The organism is Leptospira wolbachii serovar Codice str. CDC, assembly GCF_000332515.2.
GTDB lineage: Bacteria > Spirochaetota > Leptospiria > Leptospirales > Leptospiraceae > Leptospira_A > Leptospira_A wolbachii.
Genome location: NZ_AOGZ02000008.1, coordinates 399449 through 423246 on the forward strand (window position 1 = coordinate 399449; position 23798 = coordinate 423246).

Here is a 23798-nt window from a genome sequence, read left to right on the forward strand (position 1 = left end):
GATAATTGGTTTTCATAGAATAGGCAAGCGTAAACTCTATTCGTATGAAGAAAGTTTACATTCACAATCCCGCATTGAGTGTATTCGGAAAACACAAAGGATCACAGTTAGATTTATCCTTTGCGACCGCAAAACAATCTGTACATGAGTTTCAATCTCACAAAATTCAGTTTATCATCTATGCCAGTTTTTCCCCCGATTCCTATAATAAAGAATACCATCTGTCTGCAAAACTTCCGAGCCGGCTTGGCCTTCGTGATTTATATTCTGTTCGTATGGAAACTGCATCCTCTTCTGGAGCAGCAGCTTTCCAATTAGGTGTGAATTTAATTCTCAGCGGTAGATTTGATCACGGTCTAGTTGTGGCCACGGAACTCATGTCCCAACTGAATCGCGAAGAGAGTAACCTTTTGTTAGGTTCAGTCCTTTCTGATTCGCAAAAGGCCTTAGGGATGTCGATGGCGCAAGGGGGTGCGATGATCACTCGCAAGTATCTAACTGATTATGGATACAAAGAAGAAGATCTCTTTGCGATCTCAAAAAAACTTCATGATAACGGACTTCATAACCCCAGAGCCCATATCAAAAAAAATCTTACTTGGGAAGACTACAAAATACAACCCATGATTTCAAGTCCCCTAGGTTTGTATGATATCTCACCACTTTCAGATGGATCGGCAGCCCTTGTTCTTTCGAAAGATCCGAGTTCCATAGTTGTCAAAGGAATGGGTTCGGGAACCGCCCCCTTTCTTTCTTCTGCAGAGCCTAGTTTTCTTGCCAATCAGATTGCCTTTGCCAAAGCATACGCAGAAGCAGGGGTGGGTCCAGTTGACATTGGTTTTGCGGAATTGCATGATGCATTCACTCCTTTTGAGCTCGTGGGTGCTGAGGATGCTGGATTTTTCAAACGGGGAGAGGCCTTATTTCAAGTAAAGGCAGGGCTCACCCATCCCAAGGGCAAAATTCCCATCAATTCTTCTGGGGGACTCAAATCACGGGGCCATCCAGTGGGTGCCTCGGGCCTGGCACAAATTGTAGAACTTTGTCGGTTCTTTGAGGAATGGCCGGAAAAGCGGTTGGCAATAGCACAAAGTATAGGTGGACTTGCTACAAACAACTTTGTGTCGATACTAGAAAGAGAGTGATGCCCGAAAAAATACTGATCATCCAAACGGCCTTCTTAGGTGACCTGATCCTATCTACTTCGTTTTTCCATGCGGTAAAAACAGAACATCCGGGTGCAGAAGTCCATGTACTCGTGAATGCTGGCACAGAATCCGTATTGGATAACAATCCGGATATAACAAGAGTTTGGCCACTGGAGAAAAAACGGATCAAAAAAAATCCGTTTGCCTTTTTGCACTTTGCCGGTTTGTTAAAAAAGGAACATTTTAATAAGGTATACTCAGCTCATTTTTCTTTCCGATCGAGTTTGCTTTCTTACTTAACAAAGGCCCCCATTCGTATTGGTTATAAAGAATCGGGGTTTTCCTTTTTACACACAAGAACAGTACAAAGACCCAAACAAGGCCCACACGAAGTAGAAAAACTATTCTCCTTGTTATTTGAAGAATATGATTTTCCGGGTGGCAGAGAAAGAAGGCCTTATTTATTTCCGGGCCCAGCAGAAGAAGAGTCCTTTTTAACCAAAAAAAAAGAGATCCTATCCAATGAAGAAGGTTATATTCTCATTGCACCATCTTCTCTTTGGGAAACCAAACGAATGCCAGAAGAAAAATTTGTGAGTGTTATCACCCAGATCCTCCGCAAACGAAAAGAAACAGTCATTCTCATTGGTAGCAAAGCCGATTTAGAGATCGAAAATACAATCTTTCGATTGATGAAAACAGAACCTTTACAACTTCGGGAGCGCACTCGTCTCTTGTCCCTTGTCGGCAAAACAAACTTAAAAGAACTGATGGTTTGGATGAAAAATTCCAAAGCCATTATTTCTAATGATTCCAGTCCTATCCATTTTGCCTCTGCTTTTAATACACCCACTGTCATGTTATATGGAGCGACCATTCCCGCTTTTGGTTACGGAAGTCTTTCTGATAAACATAAAATTATGGAAGTGCAAGGTCTAAGTTGTAGGCCATGCGGGATACATGGAGGTCGGATTTGTCCTGAGGGACATTTCCGTTGTATGATGGATCAAAATCCTGTCCGTATCTTTGAAGCCCTAGAGGAAGTCATCAAATCATGAAATTGCCTGAAAAAAAAACAAAAGATTATAATGGAAAGTTGTATCGCAGTCGGATCACAAACATCCAAAAAAAATTAAAAAAGGGTGAGGTCTTTTTACTCTTTGCTGCAAGCCATAAAATCAGGAACCGAGATGTGGAGTATAAATTCCGACAAAACTCTGACTTTTATTATTTAACCGGAATCACAGAAGAAGATTCCATCCTTGTCATCACGAGTGAGGTGGCGGGAATGTTTTGTCTACCTAAAGATAAAGAAAAAGAGATCTGGACAGGAATTCGACTAGGGAAGGAAAAAATTAAGTCCATGTTAGGTTTGAATTTTTCTTATGATTTATCTGACTGGGATAAAGAAAAACCAGCAATTCTTATTGGAAACCACACTCTCTATTATTTTTTTGGAGAGAATCCAGACCGAGACCGAGAACTGATTACCGAATGTCGCAATCTCTCGGAACGCGCCCGGGAAGGAAAGTTTGGCCCACACCGGATTGAACACCCAAATTTTTTACACGAAGAAAGATTAACTAAATCCAAAGAAGAAATTTCTCTTTTAAAAAATGCAGCCGAGATTACAAAACTGGGCCATACGCGCATTATGCGAGAAAGTAAACCGGGCATGTATGAATATGAATTGGAAGCACTTCTCGATCAGGAATATTTAAAGTATGGATCGATCGGTGGTGGGTATGGTCATATTGTCGCGGCAGGAAAAAATGCCTGCATTCTCCATTATGTAAGTAATGACGACATTTTAAAGGATGGGGATTTGGTTCTTGTGGATTCCGGTGCCGAATGGAATTATTATACTGCTGATGTAACCCGAGTGTTTCCTGTCGGAAAAAAATTCACGGAAGCCCAAAGGACAGTTTATGAACTTGTCCTCTTTGCACAAAAAAATGCAATTCGTAACTCGGTAGTCGGAACTCCTTTCAATGAAGTACATGAAAAAACAGTTCGTTTCCTTGCGGATTGTTTACGAGAGATGGGCTTTCTAAAGGGAAGTTTGGACGAAATCATAGAGAAGGGAACCTACAGAAGATTCTACATGCACAGAACAGGGCACTACCTAGGAATGGATGTACATGATGTAGGAAGGTATTTCTTAGAAGGCAAATCCAGACCGCTGAAGGACGGTCAGGTGGTGACTGTAGAACCTGGTTTGTATTTTGATCCAGCGGATGATTCGATCCCCAAAGAATTTCGAGGAATTGGAATTCGTATCGAAGATGATATTTTGATTCATGGGAAATCACCCATTAACTTAACGGAATCGATCCCCAAAGAAATTTCCGATATTGAAGCTTTAAAAGTTTAAAGAGCAACGAACTTTGGTTAAAAAAACCTTTCTTTATGACTAGAGAACTTCCTAAACGTTTTCGCTCGGTTCGCTACTTTGATCGGATCAGTTCTGAAATCGCAGAAATTGTACGTTTGGAGATGGAAAAGTTAGGTTACCCTGGCCTTACTACATCACATTTTGAAATCCTAACCTTTCTTTTGCGAAGTTCTGTTCCTATCAATATGACGCAAGTTGCTAAAACCATTGAAAAAACAAAGCCAACGTGCACCGTACTCGTAAATCGTTTGGTAAAGGAAGGTCTTGTGGAACGAAATCCTTCTCCGAGCGATGGAAGGGAATGGGCTCTTTTGTTATCAAAGGACGGAAAAAAAATTCGCCAAAAAATAGTTACAATTTCGGCAAAACTTCTGTCCTTACAAACCTGGGGAATCTCTAAAGAAAACGAGGATATTTTGTATCCTATCCTCGATCAAATTTACAAACACATACGTAAGAAAAAAGAAAGCTAAGCTAAAAGAAAGAAGCTTATAATTTCTTATGAGGTAAAGACAGGCCTTCTCACTTGCACCGAAGCAGAAATTCCTTCCTGTGCATCTTTGGATTGGATACTTTGGATGGTTGCTTTGATGTCTGTTTCTATGAGTGCCAATAGATCCTTCTTTACATTCAATATTCCCGCTTTTGTATCTTTCATAGCAGAGAGAGAATTCTTTTTAAGTTTGGTTTGTAAGGACTTAGATTTTTTCTTTAAATCATCTTCGTTTGCGACAATTTCTTCAAACAAAGTTGGCATCTCTTTTGCTTTGAAGGCATCACCTAACAAAACGTGACGTTTTGCTGTATCATAACCAACAGCTTCTCCCATCAGTGCATAGATAAAAGAGGGGACTTGGATTCCGATCTTTACTTCGGGCAAACCAAAGCGGATGTCTTCTGTAACAAAACGATAGTCGCAAACAAGAGCTAACATCGCCCCGTAACCGAGAGCATGGCCTGAAATCTCCGCAATGGTAGGTACTGGAAGAGTATATAGTCCCTTTAAATTTTCATAAAAAAGACTTAAAAATGGCGCCAGGTCTTTTGACATATCCATAGTGCTGACAGTAGTTAGGTCGAGACCCAAAGAAAAAGTTCCGGGTGAATCACTTTTTAAAACTATAACTTTGGAATTAGATTCCTTTGCTGATTGGATTACTTTTTTTAAGGCCAAAAACGATTCGTTAGAGAAACTGTTCTTGTCATTAATTCCCAATCGGATAAAACCGATTCCGTCTACTTCTTCGAATGAAATCATCTGAATCCTCTAAAATGGTTAGATGTCTAACTAATGGAGTGAGGCTAAAAAACGACAAGAGTAATTTTCTTTATTTGGAATTTAAAAGGTAGGTTTTAATGACTTCTTTCATGACAGCAAGGCCGATGGGAAGTGCATCTTCATCAAAATCAAAAAAGGAACTGTGGTGTGGATGCACAAGGCCTTTGGATTCGTTTCTAGAACCGATAAAAAAATAACATCCAGGTCGTTCCATAAGGAAGGCTGAAAAGTCTTCCCCACCCATAGTTCGAGTATTTTCTTCTGTGAGAGAGTCCTCTCCTAAAACATTCTTTGCGGCGGTTCTTACGATATCAGCCATAGTAGGATCATTGATTGTGGGTTTGTCGATACGGTTGTATTCGAACTCAATTTTGGCACCAAATCCAGAAGCAACTTGTTCTACGAGTGCCGCCATTTGTTTGGGAATCATTTCATATACAGATTTGGAATAGGTTCTTACCGTTCCATGGAGAGTGGCCGTTTCCGGAATCACATTGAAAGCATTTCCTGAATGAAAGGATCCCACCGTCACCACACAAGGCTCTAGGGGATCCACGTTCCGAGATACTAGTGTTTGTAAGGCAGTCACTAAATAGGAGCCGACAACAATAGGATCTACTGTATGTTGGGGCATGGCCCCGTGGCCAGAGGTGCCCTTCACCGTGATTTTGAATTCATCTACAGAAGCCATCATGGTTCCGTTCACAACTCCGACTTTCCCGAGATCAATATGATTCCAAACATGGAGGGCAAATACAGAATCCACTTTGTAACGGTCTAAAATCCCCGAGGCAATCATCCGATCGGCCCCAGAGCCACCTTCCTCAGCGGGTTGGAAACAAAGAAGCACACGACCTCTCGGAACAAATTCCGAAAATGCAGTTTTTAATTCGGAAGAGAGAGCCATAAGGATGCTTGTATGTCCATCGTGGCCACAAGCATGCATCTTTCCTGGTGTTTTACTTTTGTATTCGTGATTATTTTCTTCATGGATCGGAAGGGCATCCATATCAGCTCGGACAAGCACAGTTTTTCCTGGAATTCCTGAATCAAAAAGGGCAACAAGGCCAGTCTCTGCGATCCCCGATTCCACCTGAAAATCTAAAGATTCCAAATGAGCTATTACAAAAGAGGCAGTTTCTCGTTCTTCATATTTGAGCTCAGGGAACTGATGGAAGGTTCGTCTATAACGAACCATCTCCTCTTTACGATCTGTGGGATAAACTTTCATAGTTTGTCGGTTTCTTGTTTGGCTCTCTTTTCAACTTCTTCCAAAATAGTATAGAGATCGAGTCCATATTTCTCAAAAAGAGAATTTTTTGCCAACTCATAACGAACTAAATTGATATTAAAATTGATCTTAGCTTGTGTCACCGCAAGTTCTACATTCGCCAAACTATCTAAGGCATTCTTTACGTTAACAGCCGTATAACGACCTTGGCGAAAACGTTCCATAAGACCATTGTAGAAAATTTCAGTTTCTTTACGGGTTTTCATTAGGTCTCTTAGTAAGGCGTGGCTTGCAATCAGTGCTTCATGACGATTATCAATTTCTTGAGTAATTTCTTGTTCCAAGTTTTGGATTTTCATCTCGTTCACTTTGAGATTTGTTTCCGCATCTCGAATTCCAGCCTTGATCCCTAAATCCCAAAGGGGATAGGACATCTTTAACTCCGCCAAAATCTGTGGGTAGTTGAAGGAAGTGATTCCCCTTTGGCGAGCAATGAAATTCTCCTGAGGAGAAAGGAAATTTTGTCCAATGGAACTATAAGAAAACGTGGCAAGTAGAGACGGATCATCTTCGGCAAGAGCTGTGTTCAGTGCAAGTTTAGCAATTTCTCTTTCTCTTTTTAAGATGAGGTAGTCTGTTCTACGAGAAAGAGCATATTCTTTGTCAGCTTTTAAATTGATTCCTGTGGGTAAGGTTTCACTTAAGTCAGTGACCCCTTCAATGGAAGATCCCGTATCTACATTTAAAATCCGAACTAAATTTCTTTCGGCTTCAATACGGTCTACTTTTGCTTTTTCTAGTAGGGACTGTGTTCGTAAGTATGCCTGGTTCCACTGATTGACTTCAAATCCTTCTGAAAGTCCAAGTCCAGTTTTACGCAAAGTCAAACGTCGGATCTCTTCCGTATTTTTGGAAACCTTTTCGTAAGTGGCAATTCGAGAATCTACAATACTCAGTGACCAGTAGTCTACGAGAATCTTTACTACAAGCTGTGTTAGCATGTTGATATAGTTTTCACGAACCAGCAAGGTTTGGTTTTTTAGAAGTTTTTCTTTATCTTCTTCGTTTTTGCCAAATCCATATTTGAGAAGTTCTTGGGAAAGAGTCGCAGAAACTGCGCTCGTATACATGGGAGGAGCTGCCAGTAAACTTGCAAAACCCGCAGTCTGTGAATTGGGATTTTCAAATGCGTTTACATCATAACGAATGCTGCTGATTTCTGTTTTGAAATAAGTACCTGTTTTGAACTGTTTTTCCACGCCGGCAGAGATTTTATCTTGGGAGCGAATCGTTCCCGCAAAGATGTTGTTTCGGTTATCAGGAAAGAGCTGTTTGGATGATTGGATACTGGCCAATGCCTTCCAACTGTATTTAGACTCATTTTTCCATTCGGAACTGTCTGCTTTCACAATTTCCAATTTAGCATTTTGAACAATGGTATTGTTTTCAATTACCTGTTCGATGGCTTGTGAAATGCTGAGGCGTAGTTTTTTTCCCGGTTGGAGAGAATCCGGAATCGTATTGCCGTTTTCCCATTGGGCGAGCTGCATCCGTTTTACATCTTCGTCAAAGTCTGATTCTGCGAAAACAGGGAAACTAAGAAGACTAAAAGATATTAACCAGCTGGTCAACTTTCGGAAATTTATGCGAAAATATGGGGAAGAAAAATTGTGACTGTTCAATGGAAATTTCTTAAACCCCTTACTCAGACAAGATGAAAAAATCAATGTTGTCAATCAACCTAAAATGTAAAAAGCTACGTGAAGAAACCTTAGTTTCTGGGAGAGCAGTGTGGCAAATATGTCGAAAAAACCGAATCGTTTGGTTCATGAAAAAAGTCCTTATCTGTTACAACATGCACACAATCCCGTGGATTGGTTTCCCTGGGGAGTGGAAGCCTTCGAAAAGGCCCAAAAAGAAGATAAAATCATCCTTTTGTCCATTGGATATTCGACCTGTCACTGGTGCCATGTGATGGAACGGGAATCATTTGAAGATGATTCCACAGCGGAAGTCTTAAATCGTGATTTCGTATGCATCAAGTTAGACAGGGAAGAACGTCCCGACATAGATAAAATTTATATGGATGCACTCCATGCGATGGGAACGCAAGGAGGGTGGCCACTCAATATGTTTCTCACGCCTAGTAAAGAACCCATCCTTGGTGGTACCTATTTTCCTCCTGAAAATCGCTACGGAAAACGCAGTTTCAAAGAGGTTCTTCGCCTAGTTTCCGAGGCATGGAAGAACCAAAGGGAGGAACTGATCACTGCCGCTTCCGATTTAACGAAATACTTACAAGATAACGAAACAAGAACCAATGAGGGTAAAGTTCCGGGAACAGAAATCATCGAAAATAATTTCGGACGATACCTACAAGTATATGATAAAGAGCTTTTTGGGTTCAAAACAAATACGGTAAATAAATTTCCACCCAGTATGGCACTTAGTTTTCTTGTGGAATACGGCTTACGAAAAGAGGAACCAAGAGCCTTGGAGATGGCTTTTAACACGGCGTATGCTATGAAGTTTGGTGGGATTTACGACCAAGTGGGTGGCGGAATTTGCCGTTATGCGACGGATCATGAATGGCTTGTACCCCATTTTGAAAAAATGTTGTATGACAATTCCTTATATGTAGAAGCACTTTCATTATTGTTTAAAGCCACTAAAGATACATTCTTTTTAGATGTAATCAGAGAAATTGTAAATTACATTCGAAGGGATATGACTTTGGAATCGGGAGGCATCGCCAGTGCGGAAGATGCGGATTCCGAAGGAGAAGAAGGAAAGTTTTATCTTTGGAACCATTCGGAATTCAGCTCGATTGTTCCTGAAGAAGAAATCCAAGGATTTTGGAATGTCACTGAAGAAGGTAATTTTGAACACAAAAACATCCTCAATCTCTATTGGAAGGGGAAAAACCCTTTTGTAGAGGGAATCCATTTTAAACCAGAGTTTGTAGATAAATTGGAGTCAGCCAAATCTAAGTTACTCGCAGCTCGCAACAAACGCATTCGTCCCTTACGAGACGACAAAGTTTTGACTTCCTGGAATTGCCTGTGGATCCGAGCCCTTCTTTCTGCTTATGAAGTTTCAGGTGATAAAGAATATTTGACTGATGCCAAAAAAATCTATCAGTTTCTCACAAAGAATTTGGTCGCAGAAGACGGCTCTATTCTCAGACGTTATCGCGACGGAGAGGCCAAATACTTTGGAACGCTTCCTGATTATGCAGAATTTCTTTGGGTCTCATTCAAACTCTTCCAATTGGCTGAAGATCTGGAAGCCTATACAAAGGGAAAACGATCTTTGGAATATTTATTTTCTCATTTTGAATCTAAAGTGGGACCATATTACGAATCCTTTCATGGAAATGAAGATTTACTAGTGAGAACCATGGAAGGTTATGATGGTGTGGAACCTTCCGGGAATTCCACAGTCTTACATCTGTTTCATCTTTTACATTCCTGGGGTTTTCAAGGAATCGATTTACAAACAAAAGCAAATTCGATTTTTGCATACTTTCTACCAGAGCTCACTCAAAACTCGCTTAGTTATCCTTCCATGATTTCAGCATTCCAGAAATTCCAATACCCGTCGAAGGAAGTCCTCGTGGTATACAGAGATAAAGATCTTTTGGAAGTGGAATCGATCCGAAAGAAATTGGGGGAAATCAAAGATCCCAATCTCGTTTGGTTGGTTTTAGAGGAATCTAAGGCAAAGGTTTTGGCACCGGAACTAGAACTTCTTATGGGAAGAAGTGCAGGTTCTGGAATGTCCTTCTACGTATGTCAAAACTTTGCTTGTGAATTACCTAAGGACAATTGGGAAGAAACACTCGCTCTTATACAGCAATAGGAGCAGCATCACCCCAGAGACGATCTAATGAATAGTAGGTTCTCATTTCGTCCGTCATGATATGTACACAAATTTCGCCGTAATCGAGAAGGATCCATCCTGTGGCATCTTTCGGAAGGTCGGCAAGATTTTGGCGTTTTACTGCGAGTTTCAAAGGTTTCATGTACTTATCTATGTCCTTTGCGCAAGACCTGCCTTGTGTTTCTGTTTTCACAGTCGCAAGGACAAATAAAGAAAGATAACTGTGGACATCTTTTAGATCCAGAAACTGAATGTTTTCACATTTTTTATCGATTAATGTCTGTTTGATTTTTTTGAGATGTTCTAATGTCTCTGCACTGATATTCGGCATTTTAGTCCTTGGAATTTTGAAAATCTTCCCCGAGTATGACGGTGGCATCAAGTCCCAGATCTTTCCTAAGTGCGAAGTAAACCCTTCGTCCTTGGAAGGTATCGGAGATGATATCCGTGTACTGTGTGTTTCCGGAGCGGTTTAAGATGATACTGGATTTAAAACTAGAATCCCAGGCATTGTCAACGGAGAGAACTTTCAGACCCTTATCATTCAGAAGCACCTTCCCGTATCTGGCAAGCCCATTTTTTGGGGTTCCATTCAGGACTTCAATCCGGGCCCGTTCTCCTTCACTAAAAGAAAGGGACCTAAGTTCGCTTGAAAATTTGTGAAAAGCGACTTTTACCGTCTCTTCATTTGCTTTTAAAACTTCATCCCGGAATTTGGGTCGTCCCATCGGTTCTCCTGGAACTTCGGAAACACCAAAATGGATCTTTTCCTTTTTCAGAAAGTCGATCAGCGTTTCCCATTCTTTCAGCGAGAGATTGGTCGTCATTTGAGAATGAAGATAGGCAACACGTTGTTTTCCAAGTAAGTCCTTTTTTTCATGGATGGCTTCGAGAACGGTCAACAAAACTGTTTCCTGGATCTCCAAACGACGGATATGAGAAATCATAGAATCGTCAGCAAGTGAACTCATCCAATCAAAAGTATCTTCTCCATCCAAAATATAAGTTTGTTTGTTTCTTGCGTAATTCTTTGTTATGTGGAGAGATTTAGGTTCAAAAAAGAGATTGAGGCCACCCAGTAAGTTGACCCAATTTTGGAATTGTTCTTTAGTCCAAACAATTTTAAAAGGGATATTGGAATCTAAAGTATCTTCCAAAACAGATTCCACGTAAGAAGGAGCAGAACTTCCTTTTTCCTTTAGAGATTTGTCCCCATCATCAAAACTAGTTTTGGGATTCACAAAGAAGAGTGCTGCTTTTTTTTCATTCGGATAAAATTCGGCATAAAGCGAAAATAAATATTCATCCTTTTCACCTAATACAGAGAAGAGGATAGGCATCCGTTTGCTTTGGGAAAATTTTTGATCTAGGGAAAACCCTGCCTTAGAACGGAAGATTAAAAAGAGTAGTGCGATCAAAAAGAAAGACCCTGCCGCAATCAAAAGAGTTTTGGCCGGGATGGTTTGTTTTTTAGGTGCTTCACGTAACATCTATTAGGTTTCCTTGATATATTGCGCAGATTGATTATACATATAAAAAGTGTTAGGATGGATGACTTCTTTTTTTTCCATCAGAAAGAAAATGGTTTGGAAGGCTTTCATAAAAACTCCGTAGTCCAGATTTTCCTCTGTTTTCTTTACCCATTCCATTAGCTCAGGTTGTTTGTAGGCATAGTCAGAACCCAAAAAATCAGCAGCATACAAGATTTTATCCAAAAGGGAAGGTTCTGAATTACCTAGGGTATGAGAAGAGATAGCTTTCGCTATTTCAGAATCAACAAAACCATATTCCTTTTGGAGCCATAAAGGTGCTGAAAAAGCATGTAAAGCTTGAGAAGGAATCCCATCTATATTCACAGCAAATTCTCGAAATAATTCAGAATGGACTTCCATCTTTTTTTGTTTGGTGATGTCATGACAAAGTCCTGCAAGATAGGCTTTCTTTGGGTAAGGATAACCATGGACCTTTGCTAAGGACTCTGCATAATTTGCCACCCGAAGGATATGTTGGAAACGAGTATCTGTGACTTGAGTGGGGACTTCCTTTTCGAAGAACTGAGTCCATTCGTCTGTAGATGCCATAGACGTTGGTTTCATAAAACGTTTCCCTGTTTTGCTTTTAAAAATTGCATAGCCAGTACTCTTGTTTTTGGCAAAACAAATTGGCTGCTCCAGTCTCCATTTGCAACCATTCGGATTTCCGTGCTACTCATGGGGAGAATCGGATTATCTAAAATCAGAACTTGCGATTTAGGAAGGAAAGCCGGAAGCGGGATCTCTTTGGGATAAGAAGTTTCCCTGCGAACCACAATCAGTTGTTTGGTAGCATTTAGGATTTCAAGATAAGACTTCCATTTATCAAAAGATGCTAAATTGTCTTCGCCTATCACCAAAGAAAGTGCAGCTTCTGGATGGAGACTTTTTAATACCGTTAGGCTATCAATCGTATAACTTACATTTGCTTGTTTAATTTCTTCATCCCAAAGAATCACTTTTTCGGAAAGGAGTCCTTCAAATTCAACCAAACAGAGTTTCCAGATTTCTTCCGATGTAAATGACCGTTCGCCTAGTTTAAAAGGAGAAACGTAATTAGGACAAACATATAATAGGGCATTCGGATACGATTTGGAAATAGTTTCAATCACATGCCGATGTCCTCGGTGGGGGGGATTGAAACTTCCTCCAAAAAAAAGAACGTCCATTTTATCCTCGGACTTGTCCGCCACCCGTTACATACGTAGTAGTTGTAGTTAGGTGGATAAGGCCCATGGGTCCTCGTACATGGAGTTTCCCTGTAGAAATTCCGACTTCGGCTCCTAAACCGTATTCACCACCATCATGAAACCGAGTGGAGCAGTTTACAAAGATAGCAGCACTATCCAGCTCTTGTTGGAACTTTCGAATTTCGGAAACATCTTCTGATAGAATGCATTCGGTATGGCCAGAACTATACTTTCGAATATTATCCATGGCTTCGTTTACAGAAGCTACAAGCCGAATGCTAAGTCTTGTGTCTAAAAATTCCGTATAAAAATCTTCTTCTGACGCTAGTTTGGCGGAAGAAACTATCTTTTGAATGGACGCATCCCCAAGAATTTGAATTCCGGAAGCCTCTAACTTTGCGAGTAATCCTGGGATATTAGGATATTCTTTATGGATAAACAAATTTTCTAAGGCATTACAAACCCCGGGCCTTTGTACTTTGGAGTTCACAAGAATGGGAAGGACAATCTCGGAATTGGCATGGTTCGACAAATATAGATTGGTAACACCTTTGTCATGTTTAATGACAGGGATTCTACTATGTTCTGATACAAACCGAATGAGAGCTTCACCACCACGAGGAACAATTACATCAATCAAATCTTCCAATTGGAAAAAAGGAACCATAGCTTCACGGTTTGTATTTTCCACAAAGGTCACTATTTCTTTTGTCACACCTGGAATTTTCGCTTCTTCAATGGCCTGGTGGAATAAAGAAGAGAGTATTACATTGGAATGAAAGGCCTCGGACCCACCTCGTAGAATACAAGCGTTCCCAGATTTAAAAGAAAGCGAGGCAATATCGATAATGACGTTGGGCCTAGATTCAAAAATGGTCATCACAACGCCGATTGGCACCCGTTTGGTGAGAAGCTCTAATCCATTGGGTAAGATTGTGCCACGAACCACTTCACCCACAGGATCGGGAAGGTTTCGAATCTCTTCGATACTCTTTGCCATTGCTGCAATTCGTTTGGAATCTAAAAGAAGGCGGTCCATCATAGCAGAGGAAAGCCCCTTTTCTTTGCCACTCTTCATATCCAATTGGTTTTTTTCAACGATAGTAGATTCGTTATTTAGTAGAAGTTCTTCCACACGAAGAAGGACAGCATTCTTTTGAATGGTGGTGAGACCTTTTAAGGCTCTGCTTGCTAATTTAGCTTTTGTTGCTAATTCTTTTGCATAGTTTGTAAATTCATCTGCCATAGTTCACTCCGAAGGTAATGAAAAGAAATGCGTTTGGATCTCTGATGCAGTTGGAATTCGGTGCGGAACTGCACTGTCGGCAATTAAAGTTCCGAAGTTATCCGTTGAAAAAAACTGCGAAATTGCATGTTTTTTCTCGCCATTCACTATACCGGTTTTGATTCCATAGGGTAACAAAAGTTTTGCGGCATTGATTTTGGTAAACATACCGCCGGTGCCGGGGCCAGAAGGTCCAGTAGCTAAATTTTCAGTTTCTTTTGTAATTTCGGTAAATAAATCGATTTTAGAATCTTCTTTTAAAAAACCATCCACACCAGTCAGGATGAGGAGGAGGTCAGCCCCCACAATAGAGGCCACAATCGCTGAAAGTATATCGTTATCGCCTAAGTTGATTTCTTCTGTAGACACGGAATCGTTTTCATTGACGATTGGGAGGATTCCCCAATCCAAAAGTTGACGAAACGTTTGTTTTAGGTTCGTAAAACTTTTTTCTTCGTTTAAGTCTTTTCTTCCAAAAAGAATTTGTGCCATAGGAATATTGACACGACTAAAAAAACTTTCATAAAGATTCAAAAGTTTATTTTGACCCATGGCAGCAAATGCCTGTTTTTCGGCGAGAGTGGTTTTGCCATTGGGAACATTCCCATTTTTATCGCCCAAAAGTTTTTTTCCTTGGGCTATGGCACCAGACGAAACAAGAATGACTTCTTTTCCTTGGTCTCGTAAACTTCGAATGTCACCGACTAAATCGTATAAAAAGTCATTAATTTTGGATTCTTCACCGGAAACACGAGCACTTCCGATTTTCACAACAATGAGTTTTGCTTTTTGAATGGAGTCTAAAAATTCCTTACGTGTTTTCATAAACTAACTTCGTTTTTTCAGGGAAAAATACTTTATCAATACGTTCGAGTAGGTAGTCTAGGTTTGATTCCTTGTCCGCGGAAATACAAATGATTTCTCCTAAATGGGAATAGTTCTTTTGAATTTCTGCAGTGAATTCGGGATCATTATCCCAGATGTCCATTTTGTTAATCACAATTAGAAATTTTTTACCAAGAAGAGTTTGGTTGTAATTTCCAAGTTCACTTCGTAACATTTCCAATTCTTCTTCGAGTTGTAAATTTCCCCCGTCGAATAAAAACAAAATCCCTTGTACCCTTTCAATGTGTTTGAGAAAACTAATGCCAAGGCCCACACCACGAGAAGCCCCTTCAATGATTCCCGGAATGTCTGCTACCGTATAACGAAACAAATCTTCATGCCTATGCACCACACCCAAGTTAGGGGAGAGTGTTGTGAAGGCGTAACCGGCAATTTTAGGATGGGCATGCGTAATTTTTGCGAGTAGGGTTGACTTACCGGCGTTAGGAAGTCCCACAATTCCAATATCTGCGAGTAATTTTAGTTCTAATAATAACGAAAGTTCGCCGCCTTCCTCTCCCGGTTGGCTGTATCTCGGTGCCTGTTGGATAGATGTTTTAAAAAACGTATTTCCTTTCCCACCGCGTCCCCCAGTGGCAATCGTAAAACTTTCTCCATCATGGTTAAAATCGTAGAGAAGTTCCATGGTCACTGAATCAAGGATTTGAGTTCCCACGGGAACTTTTAGAATTAAATCTTCCCCGTTTTTTCCATGCCTGTTTTGTCCAAGGCCTGGTTCACCGTCACTCGCTGCATACAAACGGTCAGGGAGATAGTTTTCTAAAGTCATCATTCGCCCTTCGGCTAAAATGATCACATCTCCGCCTTTCCCACCATCCCCACCGTCAGGGCCACCAAATTCGACAAATTTCTCTTTATGGAAATGGACAGAACCTGCCCCTCCGTGTCCGGCTCGAATTCGAATGGGTACTTCGTCGATAAATCCGCTCATAATATCCTTTGGTCAAAAAAAAACCCGTTTAAGGAAATCCTAAAACGGGTTTTGCCTCTTCTCTGTAAGAGAGAGGATTATACTTTCGGGTAAACGGAGATTTGTTGTCTTTCTCTCGTTACATGTTCGAAAGTCACAATCCCGTCAACTAATGCAAATAGAGTATGGTCACGACCAATCCCTACGTTTTTTCCAGGTTTGTATTCAGTTCCTCTTTGGCGAACGATGATGTTACCTGCGATGGCGAATTGCCCGCCGTAAACTTTTACACCAAGTCTTTTCGATACCGAATCACGACCGTTCTTTGTGGATCCCCCACCTTTCTTTGTAGCCATTGTTTACCCCTTTATTATTTCGTCTTGGATGGAAATCGCTTCGGAATGAGTGGAAGCTAAGCTTTTAAGTCCAAACTCGACCATGGAAAGTAGGCTTTGGTAGCCATCCCTTTGGTCCATTTTTACTAAAAACTCTAAGTGTCCGTCTCGTTTTTCTTCCGATTCCAAACTGTTTTGTGATGCCAAATATGAGTGTGCACTCTGAACAAGAGTGGAAACTCCAGCACACAAAAGATTTTCGCCATTTGAACCTAAGTTCTTTGGAGAATGACCTTTCAGTTGGATTCCAGCGATTATCCCTCCTAAATTTTTAAAAATCTTACTATAAATCAATTATCCGTTGATAGATACTACTTGGAGTTTTTGGAGTTGTTGTCTATGACCCCAAGATCTCTTGTAGTTCTTTCTTTTTTTGTATTTAAAGCCGTGGATTTTTTCACCCTTACAGTCTTCTAATACCTTTAAAGTCACTTTGGCACCGGAAAGCGCTGGCGATCCAATGTTTACTTTATTGTTATCGGAAAGGAGTAGGACTTTTGTTTCTACTGTACTTCCGACCGAGTTTCCTGTTTTTTCTGCGACGAATACCTGGTCAGGAGACACTTTAAATTGTTTGGCTCCAAGTTCAATGATGGCGAACATATAACTATCCTAATCTCTTTCTCGAATGTAGTTCTTACCAGGATTTCTGATAGGCACCTCTTGTCAAACGCAAATCCCCATTTACAGCCTAAGTGGATTGGAATTTCTGGTAAAAACAATGGAAATTCGCAACATCGCCATCATCGCACACGTCGACCACGGTAAGACGACACTCACAGATTGTATCCTTCGCCATACGGGCGCCGTAACCGCGAAAGAAGACCGAGAGAGAATCATGGACTCCAATGCATTGGAGCAAGAAAAAGGGATTACGATCCTTGCCAAAAACACCTCGGTTAAGTATAAAGGAACCCGCATTAATATCGTAGACACTCCAGGCCACGCTGACTTCGGAGGAGAGGTGGAACGAGTATTGTCCATGACAGACTGTACACTTTTACTTGTGGATGCTTTTGACGGGCCCATGCCACAAACTAGGTTTGTACTCGGTAAGTCACTCCAACTAGGCCACAAACCGATTGTAGTGGTAAATAAGGTAGATAGAGAAGGGGCAAGACCAGGTTTCTCCGTGGATAAGGTATTTGATTTATTCAGTGATCTAGGTGCCACAGAAGAACAGTTAGACTTCCCTATCATCTATGCTTCCGCAAAACAAGGATGGGCGGTAAATCACCTATCAGAAGTTCCAGGATCCAACATTGAACCACTTCTAGATAAAGTTTTAGAACACGTTCCTCCTGTGAAAAGAGATAGTGATAAAGCACTTCAGTTCCAAGTCACAGCTCTTGACTATAATGAGTATGTGGGTCGTATTGCCATTGGTAAAATCTACCAAGGTACTATGAAAAAAGGTGCGGATGTCACTCTTGCCAAAACTAACGGAACCACTGCTAATTATAAAATTACAAAACTCTATGGATACGAAGGACTCACTCGTTATGAAATCGATGAAGCGGGGTCTGGAGATATCGTGGCTATGGCGGGAATTCCAGATGTGTTTATCGGGGACACCGTCTGTGACCTCGGCAATCCACTGCCACTTCCTGCCATCCAAGTAGAAGAGCCAACTGTTTCCATGTTCTTTATGGTCAACAACTCTCCGTTTGCTGGTAAAGAAGGAAAGTATGTAACCACACGGAACCTTCGCGAACGTCTTGATAGGGAATTAGAAACCAACGTAGCTCTTCGTTTAGAAGAAACAGAAGATAAAGATCGTTTTAAAATTTTAGGACGTGGGGAACTTCACTTATCCATCCTCATTGAAAACATGCGAAGAGAAGGATACGAACTCCAAGTATCTCGTCCCGAAGTGATCATTAAATACAATGAAGCGAATGAGAAGATTGAACCTTACGAAACACTCGTAATGGATCTACCTGACCAATTCTCTGGTGCTTGTATCCAAGAACTCAACCGTCGTAAGGGAGAGTTACAAGGAATGGATGCTCATACTTCTGGAATCACTCGAGTGGAATACATCATTCCCACAAGAGGACTTATCGGATTTAGAGGGCACTTCATTTCTGAAACACGTGGGGAAGGGGTTATGTCTAGCCGTTTCCTTAAGTTTGATAAATACAAAGGTGAAATTCCAGGTCGTAAAAACGGAGCTCTTATTTCTATGGACTCTGGAGATTCGACTGCTTATGCTCTTTGGAAAGTTCAGGAACGTGGGGATCTTTTCATTGAACCACAAGTTGCCGTTTATCCTGGAATGATCCTTGGAATGAACAGTCGTGACTCTGATTTAGAAGTAAACCCAGTGCGTGAAAAGAAATTAACCAACGTTCGAGCTTCTGGTTCGGATGAAGCGATCCGCCTCATCCCTCCAAGAAAACTAACATTGGAACAATCCATTGAATTTTTGGATGATGATGAACTTTTGGAAGTAACTCCACAAAGTTTACGTCTTCGCAAAAAAGTTTTGGATGCAAGTATGAGAAAAAGATCTGGAAGTGGTCGTTAGAAAAAACGCACCATTAACTCTGACGTAAAGTTGATCTAGAAGTCAGAACAGATTCAAAAAAGGGACTAAATGTTTAGTCCCTTTTTTATGTACTTTTCGTATTTAGAAACCGAGTCCTTTGAGTGCATCTCCTGCACCTGGAATTTTTTTCAAGGCATCGCTGGCTTTCCCTTTGATGACTTCCTTCACAGCCCCGCCAATCAAATCAGTAAGTGTTCCAAGACCCACACCGAGTTCTACACTCGGATTACGAATGTCTCCATAAGTCCGAAAGGGAATGAAAAGTCTTTCGTCTTTGACTAGATTTCCCACAATTTTATTTCGAAGGGCTTTTGTATCCCCTTGGCCTTTGGTGGCTTGTTTGATTTTTTCATCCAAAGATGCCAAAGACTTTTTGGATTCATCTTCATCATACAACATTCCCATTTTCATTTCATGATAGTTGGTGGTTGTAACTATATAAGACCCTTTGGTAATTTGTAGGTCATAGTTTTTTGTAGGGAAGGTGGGTTCATCCAAAAAAGTAACCTTACCATTGCTATATTCTACTTTAAAGGATACATCTTTTTTAAGTTCCGCTTTTTCTTTTAGTTTATCTAGTTTGAGTCCGGCTTGGTTCATTACAGGAAGTTCTCCCGCAATCGCATCAAAAGCCGCAAATCCAGAAACAAAAGAATCTTCTTTCATGGTCACTTCGTAAATGACTTTGGGATTCACAAGTCCAGACTTCACAACAAAAGGAACCACCTTTCCCTCGGTTTCTAATAAAAACTTAGCAGCTTCTTTTTTGTTTCTACCAACAATTGTCACATCAGCATCAAAATTTACATCCACGCTGTTATGCGATTCCAAGTCACTTCCATCAATGTCTATATCCTTCAGTTCTAAATCCAATTTCTGGATTTGGATTTGTTGGCCAGTTTTACGCATATTCACTTGGATATTGCCGTCCTGGATTCCGACAAGACCCATCCTTATGGCAATAGGAATGTCTTTGATAGAAAACGGTCCCGAAGGAGGGGCACTCGCTTGTTCTTTCGCCTCTTCCTCGGCTTCTTTTTTCTTTTCTGCAATTGCTTCTGCTGAAAGTGCTGGGTTCTTTTCTCCATCTACAATCTTTGGCGTTTTAAAAAGAGAGGTGAGGTTGTTTCCTCCATCTTCATTCATAGTGAGAGAAATCACAGGTTGTTTTAGAACAATTTTATTTACCTTTAAGGTTTTCGTCAGCAGAGCCAAAAAAGAAATTTTTACATCGGCTTTTCCGAGTTGGATGAGACCTTTGGGTTTCGATTTCCTTTCGTCCAGTGGAGTTCCTTTGTTCGCCACTTCATCGCGGGGAGCAAGGATGATCCCTTCAATCTCAATTCCGGAAAGGACATTGATTAGGTTGATGTTGACTGATTCTACATGGGCACGCACATTGATTGCGGATTCGATTTGTTTGACAAGAAAACTGGGTGTGATAAAACTCCCAGCAAAAACTAATGCGATGATTACAACGAGAAGAATGCTTGCGATCACCGCACCAATTCCATACCCTATTTTTTTCATATTATCTCCTGATTTCAGCACTAAAGAGTGGAATTGAGACTAAGGGAAAATCGGGTTCTGTAAAGTAAAAAAGGGAAAGAAATTAATTCAATATCCGAACTGAGCTAATAATGTTCGTTAACTGCTGGAAAAGTTCATCACCTACTTCTTCATCCGAGTTGTAAGTCACAAGGATCATCCGCATCTGGTTAGCAACCATATAGACCATCCATACTCGGTCTTCTTTTTGAAATTCACAAGCGCGGATCGAGGAACCTTCGTTGTTTTCGAACACTGCCACGTTTTCTGCGTCATAGTCAATTTCGTGGATTTTTAGATAATTTTCTAATTCTAAATCCACATCAAAATCTTCTAATTTGGATTCAAAGGCATAAACTTGTAAAGCGCCTCCACCGTTCGGGTGGAAAAAGGCTGGAATTTCTTCCACAACCATTTGTTCCCAGTCGGCAGGAAAAAGAAAGGAATACCAACCTTGTGGGGATCGAAATTGTTTGTACATTGGCCTTGTCATAAGAAATCCCTTTTCTTTCCAATAAATCTTTGGAGTAATGGCAGTAAATGATTTTCAAAAGAAAATGGTATTTCCCCATACTGATTCTCTTCCTTTCCGCCACTTCTTTGGGAAGTCTTTTCGCACAAGTTTCTGGTTATGAATCTGCATACCCTTCTGCTTATTTGCTCGGACTCTCATCCACGGGAGTGGTTAGCTCAAACCCCATGGGAAGTCTTTATGGAAACAGTGCTTTTTTGTCAAACCAGGCAAAACACATCGTGGATGGAGGAGTAAACGGAAGTTATGCGAATCCAAAAACTTCTCCTTTGTATCTTTCAGGAGCTGCCTATTTTTCCTATTCCGATTCCTTGGGTTTCGGATTTCGGGGCAAACCTGTTTTCTTAAGATCCTTTCCTGCAGATGAAAGATTTTCCAATTATGCCTTCCAAGGTTTTGTTAGCTGGAAATGGAATGAGAATCTTTCTTTTGCCTTACATTTAGGACCAGGAATTTCTGGAAGAATGGGTGGTTATAGTTCGTATTCCTGGAACGTATCTGCCTCTACGGCTTTCCAGTATGGAAATTTTCGGCTGGGTGTGATTTTAGAATCTCCTGGCAGTTACCGTTTTGATAAATATCTAGGATCAGAAAAATTAAAAGAAAGGCTTCCTGAACGATTATTAGTCGGTGTTGGTTATAAAATTACGGAATACATTGATTTACAAATTGAAGGGAACCGAACATTCTTTGAGAAATCTCACCTATCGTTAAACGGAGGTGATAACTCATTTCAATATCCGTTACGTGCAATGTATGCAGGTAACATTGGGTTAGCGATAGGGAAAATGGAATCATTCCAATTGATTTCGGGATTAGGAAGAGAGTTCCGTGCCGAGTCATCCTCTTTAAGAGGTTTTTATACTGCTTCCCTGGGGGTTGCGGGTTCTATCTTCCCCAAAGAACTCGGGGAAGGGTATTTGTATGCAGTCTCATTGCAAAGATCGGGACTGAGTGTTCCCGAGAGAGAGGGAGCCGAGACGAGAGCCGCCTTTCAAATCCAAATCCAGTTCCAATGAAGAACACCATTTGTTTAATATTTAAGCAAATTGGATGGTTTCCATAATTGGTTTCTACCCCTTCCGCTGAAGATTGGGGCAGATTGTAGAGAAATATAGGATAATCTGACTTCTTTAGGCGAGATGCACTGTCGGTACGATACTTGCATCTAAATAAGAAAGGTATCCTATATGGTTGATTTCAAAGTTTCCAAACGAATGCTCGTCAACTTCCGCGGACAAAACAAAGTCGTGGGAGGATTAACAGACAAAGATAAAATTGCAATCCTCCTCTACATTTCCAAAGAATTTGCCAATTTAGATAGAGAGGACCAACTCTTTTCCAAGGTCATCCTGATTTGTCAGGAAATTTTTGAGTCGGACAATACAACACTCCGACTATGGGATGGAGAGTATCTTGTTCCCGTTAAGTTTGTCAAAGAGACAGAACCCCCTCGTAGAAATTTAGTAATTGGGGAAGGGTATTCAGGAGCCGTCTTCGAAACCAAAGAACCGGTCCTTGTGAATGACCTAACTCGCTCAGCTCATTTCTTTGATGAGGGAGAAAAAACAAAATCCGTTATGTGTGTACCTATCATGCAAAAGGAAGAAATTCTCGGAACTCTCGCTGTAGAAAGTGAACGCGAAAACTTTTATATCATCGATGACTTAGAAATTTTAGAAGCACTCACTTCACAATTGGCACTTGCACTTTACGGGGTAAGGCTTATTGAAGGACTTGTCACTGCAAGAGCCAGAGAGGCAGCCATTTTAAACCAATTAGAATGGGATTTGAAGATGGGTCGAAATGTCCAAAGCCAAATCCTTCCGCAAGACCTGAGTGCTTGGAACGGCATCTACTTCGCTAGCCATTATGAACCTATGGCAGAAGTGAGTGGAGACTTGGTTGATATTGTTAGACAAGGTCATTCACTTACAGCAATTAACATTGATGTGTCGGGACATGGAATCCCGGCAGCCCTTGTGACAATGGCCATCCACCACCAGTTTAGAAGGTCGGTGATGGCGGGACTTGGACTCACAGAGATTATGGAGGAGCTTGGTGAAAAACTAAGAGAACAACTTCCTGAATCCACATACTTCACAGCCTTTATGGTTCGTATCTTTAGTGATTATACTTTTGGATATGTGAACGCAGGCCACCAACGTATGTTACATTACAAAGCGGCTGATGACACCTTCATTCAGTATGATACCAAAGGTGTTCCTCTCGGAATCCTTCCAGTAAGAAAAATCGACTATGAAGAAAAACAAGGTAAGTTGGAGCCAGGGGATTTTTTACTACTCATCTCTGATGGATTTAGCGAACAAAGAAACCATCTGAAAGATGAAGTAGGTGTGGATCGAATTCTTACTTGGTTACAAGACGAAAGAGAACGGCTTGTGATGGAAGGTCGCGGGAAAGTGGATCTTAAAAAACTATCCAATGCATTTGTGGAACGGTTCAGAGCTTACCAAGGCGAAGTTCCTAATGGAGATGATTTGAGTTTTCTCTTTCTATATTGTGGAGATTCCATTCCGGAAGCTTCGCATTACATTCAAATGGCGAAACAATCCAATTCCAAAATGAAAATGGAAGAAGCTTACGCTCAAGCGCTCAAAGCCTTTAGTATTGATTCCTCTCTCAAAGAAATCCTTGTTTTCTTAGGTAAAATGTATTATAGGGACGGGAAATATAAAGAAGCCATCCGGTATTTAGAAGAGTATCTGCGAACTTCCGGCGACAATACAGCGGCATCTCATTTTATGATGGGACGCGCTTATTACAAAGCGGGAATGATTGCGGAAGCAAAACGTGCGTTAAAGATGGCACTATCAAGTGACCACAGTTTTGCAAAAGCAAGTATCTTACTTGCACAATGTTATTTGAAAGAAAATGCGAAACCAAAAGCAATCAAAGTGTTGCAACAAGGCGTAAAAAACACACCACAAAGTTTGGAATTAAAAACCTCACTTTTAAGGTTAGAATCACATTCGCAGAAAGTTAGTTAAGGA

Annotated in this window: 23 protein-coding genes; 8 read left to right on the plus strand and 15 right to left on the minus strand. The window is 40.8% G+C overall.

Annotation, left to right across the window (positions count from 1 at the left end; genetic code table 11):
• Positions 1–44: 44 nt before the first annotated feature.
• The 4 genes from LEP1GSC195_RS03710 to LEP1GSC195_RS03725 are packed head-to-tail and all read left to right on the plus strand — an operon-like array spanning position 45 to position 4016.
• Positions 45–1145, plus strand: a complete 1101-nt coding sequence (locus LEP1GSC195_RS03710; protein WP_015680070.1) for a thiolase family protein — start codon at positions 45–47, stop codon at positions 1143–1145.
• Positions 1145–2206, plus strand: a complete 1062-nt coding sequence (gene waaF / locus LEP1GSC195_RS03715) for a lipopolysaccharide heptosyltransferase II (protein ID WP_015680162.1) — start codon at positions 1145–1147, stop codon at positions 2204–2206. Before LEP1GSC195_RS03710 ends, waaF begins: the two co-directional genes overlap by 1 nt.
• The gene (locus LEP1GSC195_RS03720) at positions 2203–3522 is read left to right on the plus strand and encodes an aminopeptidase P N-terminal domain-containing protein (protein ID WP_015680168.1); all 1320 of its coding nucleotides are present in this window, start codon (positions 2203–2205) and stop codon (positions 3520–3522) included. The genes waaF and LEP1GSC195_RS03720 overlap by 4 nt, the downstream gene beginning before the upstream one ends.
• Positions 3523–3557: 35 nt before the next feature.
• On the plus strand, positions 3558–4016 hold the full coding sequence (locus LEP1GSC195_RS03725) for a MarR family winged helix-turn-helix transcriptional regulator (protein WP_002982571.1): 459 nt from the start codon (positions 3558–3560) through the stop codon (positions 4014–4016).
• 26 nt (positions 4017–4042) lie between these two features.
• Here the strand turns inward: LEP1GSC195_RS03725 and LEP1GSC195_RS03730 are convergent, their stop codons facing one another.
• From LEP1GSC195_RS03730 to LEP1GSC195_RS03740, 3 genes are all read right to left on the minus strand, one after another.
• Positions 4043–4801: an enoyl-CoA hydratase/isomerase family protein gene (locus LEP1GSC195_RS03730; protein ID WP_015679974.1), complete on the minus strand. Its 759-nt coding sequence runs from the start codon at positions 4799–4801 to the stop codon at positions 4043–4045.
• A 70-nt stretch (positions 4802–4871) separates the two neighbouring features.
• The gene (locus LEP1GSC195_RS03735; RefSeq protein WP_015679896.1) at positions 4872–6053 is read right to left on the minus strand and encodes a M20 metallopeptidase family protein; all 1182 of its coding nucleotides are present in this window, start codon (positions 6051–6053) and stop codon (positions 4872–4874) included.
• Positions 6050–7603 (minus strand): TolC family protein, encoded by a 1554-nt coding sequence (locus LEP1GSC195_RS03740; protein WP_015680066.1) that lies wholly within the window; start codon positions 7601–7603, stop codon positions 6050–6052. The genes LEP1GSC195_RS03735 and LEP1GSC195_RS03740 overlap by 4 nt, the downstream gene beginning before the upstream one ends.
• Positions 7604–7853: 250 nt before the next feature.
• Between LEP1GSC195_RS03740 and LEP1GSC195_RS03745 the strand changes: the two genes are divergently transcribed.
• A complete protein-coding gene (locus tag LEP1GSC195_RS03745) occupies positions 7854–9914 on the plus strand; it encodes a thioredoxin domain-containing protein (protein WP_040506261.1) in 2061 nt (686 codons plus the stop codon).
• On the opposite strand, the gene rsfS is transcribed toward LEP1GSC195_RS03745, so the two are convergent.
• The 10 genes from rsfS to rplU form a co-directional block, all read right to left on the minus strand.
• Positions 9901–10266, minus strand: coding sequence for a ribosome silencing factor (gene rsfS / locus LEP1GSC195_RS03750; RefSeq protein ID WP_002974064.1), 366 nt, complete (start codon positions 10264–10266; stop codon positions 9901–9903). The genes LEP1GSC195_RS03745 and rsfS overlap by 14 nt on opposite strands.
• Position 10267: 1 nt before the next feature.
• Positions 10268–11425 carry a LytR C-terminal domain-containing protein gene (locus LEP1GSC195_RS03755; RefSeq protein ID WP_015679993.1) on the minus strand — a complete coding sequence of 386 codons (1158 nt, stop codon included), beginning with the start codon at positions 11423–11425 and terminating at the stop codon, positions 10268–10270.
• A 3-nt stretch (positions 11426–11428) separates the two neighbouring features.
• Positions 11429–12031, minus strand: a complete 603-nt coding sequence (gene yqeK / locus LEP1GSC195_RS03760; protein ID WP_015680061.1) for a bis(5'-nucleosyl)-tetraphosphatase (symmetrical) YqeK — start codon at positions 12029–12031, stop codon at positions 11429–11431.
• Positions 12028–12636, minus strand: a complete 609-nt coding sequence (locus LEP1GSC195_RS03765; RefSeq protein WP_015680160.1) for a nicotinate-nicotinamide nucleotide adenylyltransferase — start codon at positions 12634–12636, stop codon at positions 12028–12030. The genes yqeK and LEP1GSC195_RS03765 overlap by 4 nt, the downstream gene beginning before the upstream one ends.
• A 1-nt stretch (position 12637) precedes the next feature.
• Positions 12638–13903 carry a glutamate-5-semialdehyde dehydrogenase gene (locus LEP1GSC195_RS03770; protein ID WP_015680042.1) on the minus strand — a complete coding sequence of 422 codons (1266 nt, stop codon included), beginning with the start codon at positions 13901–13903 and terminating at the stop codon, positions 12638–12640.
• 3 nt (positions 13904–13906) lie between these two features.
• A complete protein-coding gene (gene proB / locus LEP1GSC195_RS03775; protein ID WP_015680083.1) occupies positions 13907–14767 on the minus strand; it encodes a glutamate 5-kinase in 861 nt (286 codons plus the stop codon).
• On the minus strand, positions 14754–15779 hold the full coding sequence (gene obgE / locus LEP1GSC195_RS03780) for a GTPase ObgE (protein ID WP_015680181.1): 1026 nt from the start codon (positions 15777–15779) through the stop codon (positions 14754–14756). Before obgE ends, proB begins: the two co-directional genes overlap by 14 nt.
• Before the next feature lie 77 nt (positions 15780–15856).
• Positions 15857–16114, minus strand: coding sequence for a 50S ribosomal protein L27 (rpmA, locus tag LEP1GSC195_RS03785; protein ID WP_015679913.1), 258 nt, complete (start codon positions 16112–16114; stop codon positions 15857–15859).
• A gap of 3 nt (positions 16115–16117) precedes the next feature.
• The gene (locus LEP1GSC195_RS03790; protein WP_015680084.1) at positions 16118–16447 is read right to left on the minus strand and encodes a ribosomal-processing cysteine protease Prp; all 330 of its coding nucleotides are present in this window, start codon (positions 16445–16447) and stop codon (positions 16118–16120) included.
• A complete protein-coding gene (gene rplU / locus LEP1GSC195_RS03795; RefSeq protein WP_002982882.1) occupies positions 16448–16756 on the minus strand; it encodes a 50S ribosomal protein L21 in 309 nt (102 codons plus the stop codon).
• A 118-nt stretch (positions 16757–16874) separates the two neighbouring features.
• Between rplU and typA the strand changes: the two genes are divergently transcribed.
• Positions 16875–18683: a translational GTPase TypA gene (gene typA / locus LEP1GSC195_RS03800; RefSeq protein WP_015679952.1), complete on the plus strand. Its 1809-nt coding sequence runs from the start codon at positions 16875–16877 to the stop codon at positions 18681–18683.
• A 102-nt stretch (positions 18684–18785) separates the two neighbouring features.
• Here the strand turns inward: typA and LEP1GSC195_RS03805 are convergent, their stop codons facing one another.
• Both LEP1GSC195_RS03805 and LEP1GSC195_RS03810 read right to left on the minus strand, forming a co-directional pair.
• A complete protein-coding gene (locus LEP1GSC195_RS03805) occupies positions 18786–20234 on the minus strand; it encodes an AsmA family protein (protein ID WP_015679854.1) in 1449 nt (482 codons plus the stop codon).
• 82 nt (positions 20235–20316) lie between these two features.
• Complete coding sequence (locus LEP1GSC195_RS03810; protein WP_015679837.1) at positions 20317–20745, minus strand: hypothetical protein; 429 nt, start codon at positions 20743–20745, stop codon at positions 20317–20319.
• 47 nt (positions 20746–20792) lie between these two features.
• Here LEP1GSC195_RS03810 and LEP1GSC195_RS03815 point away from each other — a divergent pair, with 47 nt between their 5' ends.
• Positions 20793–21803: a hypothetical protein gene (locus tag LEP1GSC195_RS03815; protein WP_015679935.1), complete on the plus strand. Its 1011-nt coding sequence runs from the start codon at positions 20793–20795 to the stop codon at positions 21801–21803.
• 171 nt (positions 21804–21974) lie between these two features.
• On the plus strand, positions 21975–23795 hold the full coding sequence (locus LEP1GSC195_RS03820) for a GAF domain-containing SpoIIE family protein phosphatase (RefSeq protein WP_015679975.1): 1821 nt from the start codon (positions 21975–21977) through the stop codon (positions 23793–23795).
• Positions 23796–23798 lie beyond the last annotated feature (3 nt).